This is a genomic window from Xanthocytophaga agilis (genome assembly GCF_030068605.1).
Classification (GTDB): Bacteria; Bacteroidota; Bacteroidia; order Cytophagales; family 172606-1; genus Xanthocytophaga; species Xanthocytophaga agilis.
In genome coordinates this window covers 143,446-157,419 of the sequence record NZ_JASJOU010000012.1, presented here as the reverse complement: position 1 = coordinate 157,419, position 13,974 = coordinate 143,446, and the positions used below count along the sequence as shown (strand labels likewise).

General features: G+C 37.3%; 13 protein-coding genes. 9 read left to right on the top strand and 4 right to left on the bottom strand.

Annotation, left to right across the window (positions count from 1 at the left end):
* Positions 1 to 55 precede the first annotated feature (55 nt).
* Together metK and QNI22_RS28150 are read left to right on the top strand one after the other, a co-directional pair.
* Positions 56 to 1,312, top strand: coding sequence for a methionine adenosyltransferase (gene metK, locus QNI22_RS28155; RefSeq protein ID WP_314516020.1), 1,257 nt, complete (start codon positions 56 to 58; stop codon positions 1,310 to 1,312).
* 553 nt (positions 1,313 to 1,865) lie between these two features.
* A complete protein-coding gene (locus tag QNI22_RS28150) occupies positions 1,866 to 2,666 on the top strand; it encodes a DUF5672 family protein (RefSeq protein WP_314516019.1) in 801 nt (266 codons plus the stop codon).
* Between the two features lie 40 nt (positions 2,667 to 2,706).
* Here QNI22_RS28150 and QNI22_RS28145 read toward each other — a convergent pair whose 3' ends face one another.
* Entirely contained in the window at positions 2,707 to 4,047 is a 1,341-nt protein-coding gene (locus QNI22_RS28145) for a sensor histidine kinase (RefSeq protein ID WP_314516017.1), read from the bottom strand.
* 139 nt (positions 4,048 to 4,186) lie between these two features.
* Positions 4,187 to 5,569: a sigma-54-dependent transcriptional regulator gene (locus QNI22_RS28140; RefSeq protein WP_314516015.1), complete on the bottom strand. Its 1,383-nt coding sequence runs from the start codon at positions 5,567 to 5,569 to the stop codon at positions 4,187 to 4,189.
* Positions 5,570 to 5,893: 324 nt separating this feature from the next.
* Here QNI22_RS28140 and QNI22_RS28135 point away from each other — a divergent pair, with 324 nt between their 5' ends.
* From QNI22_RS28135 to QNI22_RS28110, 6 genes are all read left to right on the top strand, one after another.
* The gene (locus QNI22_RS28135; RefSeq protein WP_314516013.1) at positions 5,894 to 6,322 is read left to right on the top strand and encodes a hypothetical protein; all 429 of its coding nucleotides are present in this window, start codon (positions 5,894 to 5,896) and stop codon (positions 6,320 to 6,322) included.
* A 196-nt stretch (positions 6,323 to 6,518) separates the two neighbouring features.
* A complete protein-coding gene (locus tag QNI22_RS28130; protein WP_314516011.1) occupies positions 6,519 to 6,950 on the top strand; it encodes a hypothetical protein in 432 nt (143 codons plus the stop codon).
* A gap of 198 nt (positions 6,951 to 7,148) precedes the next feature.
* On the top strand, positions 7,149 to 7,670 hold the full coding sequence (locus tag QNI22_RS28125) for an RNA polymerase sigma factor (protein ID WP_314516010.1): 522 nt from the start codon (positions 7,149 to 7,151) through the stop codon (positions 7,668 to 7,670).
* Positions 7,657 to 8,415 (top strand): HEAT repeat domain-containing protein, encoded by a 759-nt coding sequence (locus QNI22_RS28120; RefSeq protein WP_314516009.1) that lies wholly within the window; start codon positions 7,657 to 7,659, stop codon positions 8,413 to 8,415. Before QNI22_RS28125 ends, QNI22_RS28120 begins: the two co-directional genes overlap by 14 nt.
* 145 nt (positions 8,416 to 8,560) lie before the next feature.
* Positions 8,561 to 9,340 carry a DUF4097 family beta strand repeat-containing protein gene (locus tag QNI22_RS28115; protein ID WP_314516006.1) on the top strand — a complete coding sequence of 260 codons (780 nt, stop codon included), beginning with the start codon at positions 8,561 to 8,563 and terminating at the stop codon, positions 9,338 to 9,340.
* Between the two features lie 106 nt (positions 9,341 to 9,446).
* A complete protein-coding gene (locus tag QNI22_RS28110; RefSeq protein ID WP_314516004.1) occupies positions 9,447 to 10,184 on the top strand; it encodes a DUF4097 family beta strand repeat-containing protein in 738 nt (245 codons plus the stop codon).
* A 64-nt stretch (positions 10,185 to 10,248) separates the two neighbouring features.
* On the opposite strand, the gene QNI22_RS28105 is transcribed toward QNI22_RS28110, so the two are convergent.
* Together QNI22_RS28105 and QNI22_RS28100 are read right to left on the bottom strand one after the other, a co-directional pair.
* Positions 10,249 to 12,363, bottom strand: coding sequence for a hypothetical protein (locus QNI22_RS28105; RefSeq protein ID WP_314516003.1), 2,115 nt, complete (start codon positions 12,361 to 12,363; stop codon positions 10,249 to 10,251).
* Between the two features lie 161 nt (positions 12,364 to 12,524).
* Positions 12,525 to 13,379, bottom strand: coding sequence for an N-acetylmuramoyl-L-alanine amidase-like domain-containing protein (locus QNI22_RS28100; protein ID WP_314516001.1), 855 nt, complete (start codon positions 13,377 to 13,379; stop codon positions 12,525 to 12,527).
* 116 nt (positions 13,380 to 13,495) lie between these two features.
* On the opposite strand from QNI22_RS28100, the gene QNI22_RS28095 reads away from it, so the two are divergent.
* Positions 13,496 to 13,963, top strand: a complete 468-nt coding sequence (locus QNI22_RS28095; RefSeq protein ID WP_314515999.1) for a hypothetical protein — start codon at positions 13,496 to 13,498, stop codon at positions 13,961 to 13,963.
* Positions 13,964 to 13,974 lie beyond the last annotated feature (11 nt).

The following is a 13,974-nucleotide window of genomic DNA, read 5'->3' as shown; positions in this document are numbered from 1 at the left end:
ATTTTAACTTAATTTTTGTAATTCTTTCATTCTTAAATTCTTTTATTAATTACCTATGCCGTATCTATTCACTTCCGAGTCGGTTTCTGAAGGACATCCAGATAAAGTTGCCGACCAGATATCTGACGCACTTATTGATCATTTTTTAGCTTTTGATGAAACATCCAAAGTTGCTTGTGAAACATTGGTAACAACTGGACAAGTAGTACTGGCAGGGGAAGTAAAATCAAAAACATATCTGGATGTACAAACTATTGCTAGAGAGGTAATCCGCCGTATTGGATATACCAAGAGTGAATATATGTTTGAAGCAAACTCCTGTGGTATATTCTCAGCAATTCATGAGCAATCTCCTGATATCAACCAGGGTGTTGAAAGAAAAAATCCTGAAGATCAAGGCGCTGGCGACCAAGGTATGATGTTTGGTTATGCCACAAAAGAGACCGAAAACTATATGCCTCTTGCATTGGACTTAGCTCACAAGATCCTTCAGGAAATGAGTTATATCCGTAATTATGAGCTTTCTCTAATGCCTTATCTGCGTCCGGACGCAAAGTCTCAGGTAACGATTGAATATTCTGATGATAATCAGCCTCAGCGTATCGATACGATTGTTGTTTCTACTCAACACGATGATTTTGGTTCAGACGAGGAAATGCTTAAAAAGATTCGTCAGGATGTAGTTAACATTGTTATTCCTCGTGTGAAGGCAAAATTAAAGCCAGAACTTCAGAAATTGTTTACTGATGAGATCACATACCATATTAACCCTACTGGTAAGTTTGTGATCGGAGGTCCTCACGGAGATACTGGTCTGACAGGTCGTAAGATTATTGTTGATACCTATGGTGGAAAAGGTGCTCATGGTGGTGGTGCATTCTCTGGAAAAGATCCTTCCAAAGTAGATCGTAGTGCTGCTTATGCAACCCGTCACATTGCTAAAAACCTGGTAGCTGCCGGTTTGTGTGATGAGGTACTGGTGCAGGTATCTTATGCGATTGGAGTAGCAAAACCTTGCGGTTTGTATATCAACACTTATGGAACTGCTAAAGTAGGTTTAACAGATGGAGAAATTGCCAAAAAGGTAGAAGAGATTTTTGATCTGCGCCCCTATGCAATAGAAACTCGTCTTAAACTACGTAATCCTATTTACTCTGAAACAGCTGCCTATGGCCATATGGGACGTGAACCAAAGAAGATAACTAAGGTATTTGTTTCACCAGAAGGTAAAAAACTAGAGAAAGAGGTTGAATTATTTACCTGGGAAAAACTGGATTATGTAGATAACGTAAAAGCAGCTTTTAATATTTAAGATAAAGTCTATTATTCTTTTTATAAAGCCCTATGACAGTAATGTTATAGGGCTTTATCTTTCGGTCTATTTAACAATCTGGCAAAGGTTAGTTAAAATCAACACAAGAAGCATCACTTTTTCCATATCATTAAGAATGATAGTATTTATTAAGAGAATACGCATTTTGATGTATAATTTCGCTACAAAACTGTTTACATAATTTCCTTTTTTTTATTAATAAAAAGATACAAACTCCTGTCTTATAATAAGAATATTTGATTTTCTTAATAGGTTTCGGATTTGATTTTAAAGTTTGTAGTTAAAAGAGTGCATAATGTTAGTTATGTGGTTTCATTCTCTGTTGATTAAAGCATCTGTACTATATGACTGAACTATACCAATAAGCTATCAAGTACATCTTTTTTGTAGTGGCTGCATAAATTAAATATTTCTGTTACTTGGCAAATTAATCCCAAATAAGTAAAATTAAGAAGGATAAAAAGATTAAATACACAGCCCTTTCTTGTTTCCCTTAATTGTTTTCATAACTACCATACAACCTTCTGAATACATGGAAAAGCAGAAATTAGTGGCAGTCGTAATACCTATATATGAGTTACAACCTAATGCTGATGAAACTCAGGTATTGAGCTATTATTTCCGATTGTTTGAGTCGTATCCTATTATATTTATGACGCAAGAGGGCCTGGATACAAGCTTCTATGAACAGATTGGAAAAGAGCAAGGCCATACTAACTTCTCTTTTGAACGATTTACATGGAAAGGTTATCAACAATACATACGTTTATTGGTGTCACCTCATTTTTATGAACGTTTTTTGAATTACGAATATATCTTACTCGCTCATCTTGACTCTTTTGCATTTAAGGCCGAACTCGAACCTTGGTGTAAGCTAGGCTATGACTATATAGGAGCAGTAATTTATAACAAGTCTTTTGTCGAAGAATATATTCAATCCTCTTCTCTTCTAAAATTACTGCGCAGATTTGGGATGATTCCACGCTTTCCTGCACAAAATGGAGGGTTTTCCTTAAGAAAGGTTAATTCCTTTTATAAAAACAGCCGTAGATTTTCATATGTTATTAAGAATACATCTATTGTTTATACGGAAGATTTATTCTGGAGCCTTCGGTTGCCACAAATGAATCCATTTTTTAGAGTAGCTCCGGAAAAAGTTGCTCATAAGTTCGCCATTGAATTACCTAGTGAAAAAGCTCCTGACTTTGAACCATTTGTAAACGACTTAAGCGAGTTACCTATGGGATGTCATGGATGGAAAGCATATGGCTATTCTTTTTGGAAAGCTCATTTGGAACGAGTAATGCAGACCAAACTATCGGAAATCGCATAAACCTGATACATGGAAGGTAAGTTTACTTACCCTCCATGTATCAGCTATTAAACTTTAAGGTAAAGGTAGTTCCTTCATTTACTTCTGAAGCAACCTTTAATAGGCCTCCATGCATTTGCATAATCTGTCTGGATAAACTAAGACCAATACCTGAGCCTGTTTTCTTGGTAGTATAAAATGGAATAAAGATTTTTTCCAAAGCTTCTGGAATGATACCAGGCCCATTGTCTGTGATGTCGATAGAAACTTGCTGATTTTCATCCTTATACCCTCTTATTTGTATAAAAGCCTCTTCTTTTCCGGATAAAGCCTCTACGGCATTCTTGATAAGGTTAATCAACACCATTTCAATCTGTTCATTATCTGCCAATACAGATAAATCGGCAGGTTGTATCTCAAAAGAAAGATTTACCCCAGCATTCTTTGCATCAGTTTGCATAAGCTGTACAATACTCCCAACTAATTCTCTAACCTGCATTTCTGCCAGATCAGGCTTAGGTATATTGGTAAAATTACGATAGGCATTGACAAAATTCAGTAAGCCAACACTTCTGTTTTCAATTGTTCGTAGCGCTTCCTTAAGATCACCTACAGCTTCGCTATTATTAGAATTCACATCCAGATCATACGTCACAATATCCTGCATAGTTGCAATCAGTGAGGTAATGGGAGTAATAGAGTTCATAATTTCATGACGTAACACCCGTGTCAGATTTTGCCAGGCTTCCAATTCTTTCTGTTGCAATTCTGACTGGATATTCTGTAAGGATACTAATTTGATTGTTTTACCACGAAGACGTATTACGGTTGCATATACGGAGAGTTGTTGCTCACTGGGAGTCTGGTATAGGCCATTATTCTGAGATCGGAGTTTTTGAACCAGATCTACAAGCTCGGGATGTGTTTTCTGAAGGTCACTTAAAGTCCGTAACCGATAAATTCCTAATAATTTTAATGCTGCATTATTTACAAGTTCTACATTACCTTCTGTATCAAAGGCCAATAATCCAACACTTACGTGATGAACTACTGCATTAAGGTATTGTAAGTTAGCCTCTCTTTCTGCACGTGCCTGCCGGAATGCATCTAACACCTCATTGAATTGCTGATTCAGAACCCGAAAGCTATAACCCAGTTTGTTATCTGCTGCAAAACCAATAGAAAAATCAGACCATCTCACTGACTCCAGAAACCGGATTAGTTTTCGGTTTGTACCATCAACATAGAAATACAGATTATACGTTTGTAATGATATCAATAACAGAAAGGCTACCGCCACCAGGTAGTTAAAAGAAAACAGAAATGTATAACAACTGGCAAAAATGGCCCCAACCAACGCCAGAACCCGAATAATAAGACCAGCACTAAAAGTTCTGAACACGCCGTAATGCAATTAATGAAATGATAGATACGCTAAAGTTACTCTTGTTCAGAGCTGTATGCTTGAAATGGGTAAAATCTTTTCTGGAGATATATCTTCATCTCATTCACTGAACTCCGGATTAGACAAAGTTACTATATTATAGTCCATATTTCTCCAGACGACGATACAGAGAAGAACGAGTGAGACCCAATTCCTGAGCTGCTTCTGTAATATTGCCATTGTGTTTCTTCAAGGCTTTCCGAATCAGCATTTTTTCCATTTCATCTAATGGCATAGCATCTAATGCACTCTCTTCATCCTGAGGTACTTCATGCCCATTGCTAAAGAAAAAGTCCTCTGGCTGCAATGCTGATCCCTGAGCCATAATCACAGCTCGTTCAATAGCATGTTGCAGTTCGCGCACATTTCCTGGCCAATGATATTTTTGCATACGCTTCAATAATGCTGGACTCAGGGTGTTGACAGATCTGTTGTACTTTTTACGATACAGTTGAAGATAATACTCAGCCAATGGAACCAGGTCTTCCTGGCGTTCCCGTAAAGGAGGAAGGTGAATTTCTATTGTATTGATACGATATAACAAATCCTGACGAAATGTTTTATTCTTTACCATATCATATACAGGCATATTGGTAGCAGAAATCAAACGTACATCAATGGTTTTGGGTTTATTTGATCCTACCCGTGTTACAGTACGACTTTGTAAAACAGTAAGCAATTTGGCTTGTAAAGGGAGAGACAGGTTTCCAATTTCATCTAAAAATATAGATCCTCCAGAAGCTGTTTCGAAACGTCCGGCTCTATCTTCTTTGGCATCTGTAAAAGAACCTTTCGTATGACCGAATAATTCGCTTTCGAATAATGTTTCACTAATCGCACCCAAATCAACTGAAACAAATGGCTCATCGGTACGTTTAGACTTCCGATGTAAAGCTCTGGCAATAAGTTCTTTTCCTGTACCATTTTCACCAAGTATCAATACATTAGCATCTGTTTCAGCTACTCGATCAATTGCTTCATACACACGAAGCATAGCTGGACTTTGCCCGATGATATCCGAGGTATAAGAAGTTTGTGCCTGATTCAGGCCTTTTTGTTTTGCTTTTAACGTAGCTGTTTCTTCACGTGACTGGCGTAACCGCATGGCAGAAATTAGTGTAGCCAGCAATTTCTCATTTTCCCATGGCTTCAACACAAAATCTGTAGCACCGTCTTTAATAGCTCGAACAGCCATTTCAACATCCCCATATGCTGTTATAAGCACAACCACTGCTGCCGGATCTATTTCCAGTATACGATCTAACCAATAAAACCCTTCTTTTCCACTTCCAATATCTTTAGTAAAATTCATATCCAGCAAAATCACGTCATACCGATCATTATTAATCAGGTATGGTATACTTTCTGGATTACTTTCAACATCTACATGAAGAAAATGGCGTTTTAAAAAAAGTCGTGCTGCACTAAGCACGTCGGTATCATCGTCTACGACTAGTATCTTTCCAGTTTTGGTTTCCATGTACGAAAGTTAATTTTTTACTAATAAGATTACAATAGGTAAAGGAAAGTTGCACGAATGTGGGTATAAACGGAAAAAAAAATGGATGAAGGCCTTTTGTAAGAAGATACTAGCTAGAAAGTTATTGATAGTATCAAGGTTAATCTAGAAGTCACATAAGTAAGGCTAATCTAAGATTTAGTAATCAACGATGATACTACAGCTCAACAAACATTTTCCCCGATCAATATAGAATTCTCACCTAATCAGCATACAATCAATTGATTCCACAACCAAGAAAGTATTGTTTTGAAACATATAAAATTTTCTACAAAACACTTAACTATGAAAACGCTTCACATTTTCCGTTCTCTTCTGGCATGCTTCATGATCGGAGCAGCCCTATTTAGCTCCTGTAAAAAACATGATCCTGACCCTAAAGTTGATCGGGAGAAATTTTTAGGCTCATATGAACTCATTGAAACCTGTGGCGATCTGAGTTTAGAGGTTGGATTATTTATAGCTTCGGGAACGGCCCATAATGAAATTGAAATAGAGGATTTGTATCTTCCACTTACCGTAATAAAGGCAACTATCTCCGGAAACACTCTTACTATTCCTTCTCAGGAAGTCCTGGATCCATTTGAAGAAGACGGATCTTTTACTATCAGCGGGAATGGCACTTTAAATGACAACAAATTAACAATTCACTACAAAGTGACGTTTAATGATTCATCTATAGATGAATGTACAGCAATTGGCAATAAACAATAATTTCAATCTACAATTATTGTTTATTTTTAATAAGCTCCTTTTCAGGAGCTTATTCTATCTTCTACGATTCATCAGGCATTTTCCTCAACTAATGTACTGTTTATGTAGGTAGATTCAACACTGGATTGAGAACCTCTCCAAAAAGTAGTTGTTTTGGTACATCAAACAAATCAACTACTATTCTAAACACTACACAATGAAAACGTCTTTCATCCTTCGTCCATTATTGGTTCTCTTTATCTTAGGAGTTACATTGCTGAGCTCCTGTAAAAAAAATGATCCGGATCCGGAAGCAAACCGAAATAAGTTTCTGGGAACATTTGATCTTACAGAAACATGTAGCGGAAGTCCATATGAGTATGAAATTGTCATTTCTGCGGGATTTGACGACAATGAAGTTGAAATTAAGGATTTTTATTATCCAGGTGTCAATGCTACAGCAACTGTAGCTGGAAATAAAATTACAATTCCTTCTCAGGAGTTTACTGGCCAATATCAGGGTGAACCCATTACTGTAACAATCTCAGGTAGTGGTACTCTTAGTGGTGGCAAACTAACAATCGACTATAATGCTACTATAACAGACTTAGGCAGCGACCAATGTACAGCGGTTGCCATCAAGCAATAAAACATAACTGATCGTTTATCTTTTATCCGTCCAACATTTTATGTTGGATGGATTTTTTATTTTAACCCCTTCTATACCTCTACATAAGAAGTTATATATGAGCTACAAACTGCTCACATATAACTTCTTATTATTTTTTTCACTTTACCTGTAACAAACAATCTGATTTTGTATCATACACTATGAAAGGCAATATAAATGGACTTACTAAACTTCAAACAGAGCGTTCTTCCCAGTAAAAACAAACTCTTCCGTTTCGCCAAACGATTCATGGGCAGTTCGGCAGATGCGGAAGATATTGTTCAGGATGTTTTTATGCGATTGTGGGACATCCGCGAACGACTTGACACATATAACAGTGTGGAAGCACTGGCTATGCAGATCACTAAAAATATGTGTCTGGGAAAGCTACGATCCAAGAAGAATTATTTCTCGTCCATTGAGGATCACAGTGACCATGTAGTTACCATGCCCTCTACCCTATTGCCTGACAAGAAATTTGAGCTTCAGGATACCAAAAAACTGATTGAGAAAATCATTGAACAATTGCCAGCAACACAACGCATTGTACTACAGCTGAGAGATATTGAAGAATATGAACTCAGTGAAATTGCAGAAATTATTCAGCGAGATGAAGCCTACGTACGTGTAAATCTGTGTCGCGCCCGAAAAAAACTTCGAGAAACCTTAATACAATTGAACATACATGGAAGTTATTGAAGCACTACTGGAGAAATACTGGGAAGGCGAAACTACTATCGCCGAAGAACGCAGGTTAAAAGAGTATTTCACAACAACAAAAGATATTCCTGCACATCTGGCTATATACAAAGATCAATTTAGCTTGTTTTCTGAATGGAAAAAGGAAGAGGAACTAAGCGAAGATTTTGATGCTCAATTATCTCGCAAAATACAAACTGAAGCACGTGTCCTTGCTCTTAAACCACGAATGGCCTATTGGCAATGGGCAGCAGGTATTGCAGCTGGAGTGACATTGTTTGTGATAGGATTCTACAGTGGCAAACAAAATCCATCCGGTCAGCCACAGCTTTCAGATTTGCAGAATGAGATGAAGAAACTTCGGGAAACAGTTGTAGTATCACAACTTAAGCAAACATCCGCCAGTGAACGCATCAAGGGAGTGAACTATGTGTATGACATGAAAGAAAAAAGTCCGGAAGTAATTGACGCTTTGATTGAAACCCTTAATACAGATGAAAATTCCAATGTCCGTCTGGCAGCAGCCAATGCCTTATTTACATTCAAAGATGTTTCCAAAGCACGAACTGCACTGATTGAATCTATTAAAAAACAGGAAGATCCTTCTGTAAAGATTGCTCTGATCAACATCATGATTGCCATGAAAGATAAAAAAGCAAAACCAGCCATCGAAGATTTTCTGAAAAAAGAACCTATTCCACAAAACATTAAGGAGAGTATACGCAAAGAACTTCAGTCTATTTAGACAACCTCTTAGAAAGTAAGTTCTTAGAAGTAAACCTGCATTTTTTATGCAGGCCAATAGATTATTATCCAATCACTACTTATTCATTATTATCAAAATGACTCTATTAACTATTCCATTATCGACTAAACAAGATCAAACAACTATGAAAAAGTTTATCATTATCCTTACTCTCCTTGCTGCTCCCGTCCTTAGCTATGCACAGGATTTTAAATTTGAAGTAAAATCAGCCAACAAAGTTAAAATTGGAACTATTCATGGACATATTACAGTCGAAGGACATACAGGGAAAGACATTATTGTTACAGGAACCAAGTGTTTTACAAATGAAGAAGGAACAGAGGGGCTGAAACTTATTTCCGGAGATGGTATCAGTGATAATACCAATGGATATTGCCTGAACATACAGGAAAGTAATGGCACTGTAGTAGTTAGAGGTGTTTCCAATAAAAATCATAACGTAAAAATTCTTATTCCTGAAAAGATGAATGTGATCATACAGTCATCCGGATGGTCTGCAAAAGACATTACAGTTAGCAACTTTAAATCCGAGTTGGAGATTAAAAGTGAATACGCATCTGTCGCAATGGCTAATGTGACCGGACCTGTTGTGTTAAATGCCACATATGGTAAAGTCAAAGCCGTTTTTGATAAGATCAATCAGGATAAACCGATATCTATTGTGGCTACTTACAATAACCTGGATGTAACTCTCCCTTCTGATACAAAAGCTAATCTGCGCATGGAATCAAGTTATGGCGATATTTATACAGATTTTGATGTAAAATCATCCTCTCCCTCCTCATCAGAAGACGATTTGGAAAAGATCAGCAGCCATACTGTAACAGGTTCAATCAATGGCGGTGGTGTAGAAGTACATCTGGAGTCTCCTTACAAGAATGTATTTCTGCGCAAAAAGAAATAACAGATTATCACCATCCAGGAAGATATCTTTATCACTTATATAATCCATACAACCAGACAGTTAAGCACACCACATCTCTGTCTGGTCGTATACATTCGCTCTATCTATGAAAACAATCTTCTACCTGTTATTTCTTATCTGTTCACTTCCTCTGGCAGCTCAGAAGAAAGTAGAAAAAACGTTTCCTTATACGAATGGGAAAGAGATATATCTGAATCTTAAGTATGCCTCAGACATTCATATAAAAACATGGGATAAAAATGAAATTGGCATCATGGTATCTGTCAACATTAACAATAATGCGAATAATGACAATTTTGTATTGGAGTCCTCTACTACAAAAGATTCTCAGATTGAGATAAAAGGAAACATTAAAGATCTGAAACTTATTTCTACGGTCCCTACAAACGTACAAAGTGATAGTAGAGGAAATTATTATGGAGACAATAGATTCTGGGATGATGAAAATAAAGTCTACATATCTTCGGGGCCACAGGTGTTTATTATAATCGATTATGATATCTATATTCCTGAACAAGCAGCTTTATTGGTTAAAACAATCAGTGGAAATGTATTGGTAGACTATCTGAAAGGAAAATACCGACTGGAAACTATCAGTGGAAAAATAGATTTAAAGACCGCAGCAACTACAAAATGTGATTTTAGTCTTCATACCATTACAGGTGATGTATACACAAATCTTGCATTGGAGTCTCCTCAAGCAAAAAATGGAGAACTCAGTCGTGTAGGAGGTCAATATGACCGGGATCTGAAGTTAAACAATGGTGGAGAAAAGCTTGTGCTAAAAACTATCAGTGGAAATATTTATCTCCGAAAGAAATAAAACATAACAACATTTACTCATAAAAAAGCCCCTTACTCTGAAAGTAAGAGGCTTTTTTGTTACTCTATTGAGCTGTGTATGTTATCGTTAAACTCTTTGTGTCGCCATCATCTGTATTGTTAGGCAGTTTGGAAGGCTCCAGAGTAATTTGCTCACCAGAAGTCAGACTTTTTACTGGTTTTTCCCAACTAACAGCCACCTTGAGATTCTCAGCATTCTTTCCTTTTAACATTTCCACCATCAGTTTGTCATCTTCATGTATGTAGAAGGCATCTGTGTATAGATTCTCTATCAACTTATCAGCAGGAATTAATTTTGATTCATATAGAATTTTGTCCTTGGACCGGATACGCCAGGCAATATCACCTGTATTTGCTTCTTTTAACTTTATATTGGCAATCCCTACTGATACAAATCGCAGCTTACTACGATCAACCTGATACTGAATGGACGCGATACTCTCACCTGCAGTTACTTTGTTAGTACCATCTGTAATATTCAGGGAGATACGAAAAGGCAATGGCTTCTCTTCCACTTTATTCAACGACGTGTACGGCAAGAAAACTTTGATTGCACTTTGTGGTTTACTGATCTGATAAGTTACAGCAGTTTTTGCATTGGGATTGATTCGTTTTACATCCTCATTTAGTACAGTTATTTTCCGAAACAGTTCTGCTACTTTATTTTCTTTACCTCCATCTATAATTTCCAGGACTTTCTGTTCTCGGGTATCGAAATAGAGTTTGGGAAGTGTATAGGGAAGTGAAAGAGTAACGCCATTGACTCCACCAACTAACGTATCTTTCAACTTTAACAAAGTAGGTAATACTGCTTCCCGTACTGTTTGTATGGTCAGATCTGTTTTGGCCTCCTTACGGGCTATAACGTATGGGTTGTTGGCCAGGTGAATTTGTAATGAAAATTGTTTGGCAGGCTGCTGGCGGACATTAGGATCCTGTAATAAAATCTGATAGGCAGGATAAAATACCTCCATCTTTCCACCTGTAGATGACTTGCTCAAGGTAAGCAATCCGGTTGAATCAAGCTTTGCCTGTCCACTAATTACTTTGCCATTACGGATATTTACAATCTCTTCTGTATTTCTGGGCTGATAGGTCAACCAGGCAGTTAATGGAGGCAGGCTACTTCCCACAGTTGCTTTATAGTCAAATGTTATACTGGTACCGGTCACTCCTTCATGGGTGGAAAAAGGATTAACTTTGAAAGCAGATAGCTGTACCGCAGGAATTTTATATTTTTCAATGCCCAACACTATTTCTACTCCATTGTTTTTCAGAGAGGTAGTCTTAACAGCTTTAGTATCAAAAGTCCATTCTCCGGTTATTCCAGCTACATTATCAAAGGATGGAAGCGGCTTGCCATCTTTAGTACGCAATACCCGCGTTTTATTTAATCGGATCAGTCCGGTCTCAATACTTTTCTGAAGTTTTAACCGAATAACGTCTCCTTCACAGTAAGTAAACTGCAATTCGTCTTTCAGATCCACATTGGCAAAGGCGGTAATATCTTTTGCTTCCTTTTTAGACCCTGGCAGTGCAAAGATGTCTTGTTCCAACTGCCTAACCTCGTAACGCTTTCCTGCTTTATCTATTACGGCAATTTGCTGCGGCTGTAATGTAACTGCATAGGTAGCAGGCTTGGTAATAGCCACCTTCTGAGTATGAATATTTTCAAAACGCCCTGCTTTTTCATTATAGGCATTCAATGCGAAGGTTATATTGCTTGCTCCTTCGGGCAATGCCGTACTCGTAAATGGGATAAATAACTCAATTCCTGTATTTCGTAAGCCCTGTGCTTTGTTTTGAGGCATTAGCACAGTTTCATCAGCAAAGTGGACACCAACATAGTTACTGGATTTCTTATAACCCGGAAAATCATACGCTTGATAAACAGGCTCATTGCTGGCGTCACGAATACCAGCATAGAATGTCATACGTACTTTGCCCTGCTTATCTTTCATACCATTGTACTCAGCATCTGAAATCAGAAACTCACAACTAAATAACACCGCAATACCTCGGATTCCTTCTTTGGTAGCATTAGGATTGATATCAATTTTATAAACATTAAACTTCTTATTGGCAGGGTTAACCACCTGGGCCATGGAAAGAAGGCAGGAGAAAAAGGCAACACTACAGAATAAAACTATTTTTCGCATATTTTTAGGTTCGCTTATTTAATACTAATTTAGACAACCTCTTATTTTACAGAGGACCCACTATTTTCTTCTTTTATAAAATGCAACTTGGATAACAGATAAAATAGTATCTTTTTTAAACGACAATAACTTTCGTGTATTGCCTTGATTTCGGGAAATCATCACTGTCGTGGTCTTGCAACTATAATCCCACTCTGCCCAGCATTTTTCAGAATATATTGCCCTACTGGTACTGTACTTATAGCCACTTTTTTCTGGTCTGACGAAGCATGCAGCAAATAAGCATGGTTTCCTTTGCGAATGGCTAAGCCTACATGCACTACATCCAAACCTTTGATATTAGTAGTAAAGGCAATAATATCTCCATCCTGCAATTGAGATTCGATCTTCCCAACGGATGCTTTTGGAATGTAATAATGCTTTTGTGTATTCAGATTTCTTTCTACGACTTGAAGAGCTTCGAGGTTTTGTTTATCTGCTAGCTGTACATAAGCTTGTGGATGAGTTGTCATAAAATCAATCTTCTTCTCATAGGGAACACCACCCAGTTTTTGCGTAATGTCCTCCATTTCCCCCCTTCTCTGTTTTTCTGATAACCATTCTGTGAGATAGTGTAACCGGTTAGTATACTTTCCAGATTCCCCACCACGATACCGGATAGTTGTTAATGTCTGGCAATAGGCTGTAAAATCCTGGTTGTCCATTTGTACAAGTTTTGCTAGTGTCAGTGTTGTTTCTAGAAAAGTTGTACAATCAAAGCCCCGCAGATTCACGACCAACTGTTCTTCCTTACCTGTTTCCAGTGTCTTCGCAACATATGGTTTACCTATCAGCATTTTACCAATGGCAACCATACGTATTGGAAGATCCTTGGTAATTAAGGAGTCACGATGGGAAACAATTTCTGTTATAGTTTTTTGATCAGTCTCTTGTACAATAACTGTAGTTTGTGCGTTTAATGATACAGAGACAAAAGAAAAAGCCAGGAGTATATAGGCATAAATAGTCTTTAACATAAAATATAGATCGTTGATCGAATCTCTAAAAGTAGTATTTCTAGTATAATGTTCTATAGACTGCAACCATTTCTATATTTAATGTGTCTTATTCCTGTAAATAATCCCCAAGTTGTATGAGAAAATGGCATGTAGAATGGCTCCTTGTCCTTCCTCTCTTTGGTGCCTGTGAAAAAGACCATGATACTTCTGTTCAGTTTTATAGTGAACAGGCAAATATTGTGATTCGTAATGGTACAAGCTACACAGAATGTATGGGATATTGCACAGGAGAACTGTCTGTTGAACAATCGGTATCTTCTCTAAAGCGTATCAGTAACAACGGACAAAAGATTATTACTTACACTTGGAAAACAGATCCTGTAATCTGGAATCAGTTACTAAACAAGATCGACACACAACAATTAGCTTTATTGTCTCATCATATTTCCTGCACAGATTGTAAGGTTGGTGGCAATGAATGGCTGGAGGTACAACTTAACAACAAAGTGTATACAATTAATTTTACATTGTCTGATACTCTTCCTAGCCTCTCACCTCTTCTTACAGAACTACATCAGCTATATATGCAGAAAAAACAGTAAATCCACACTAA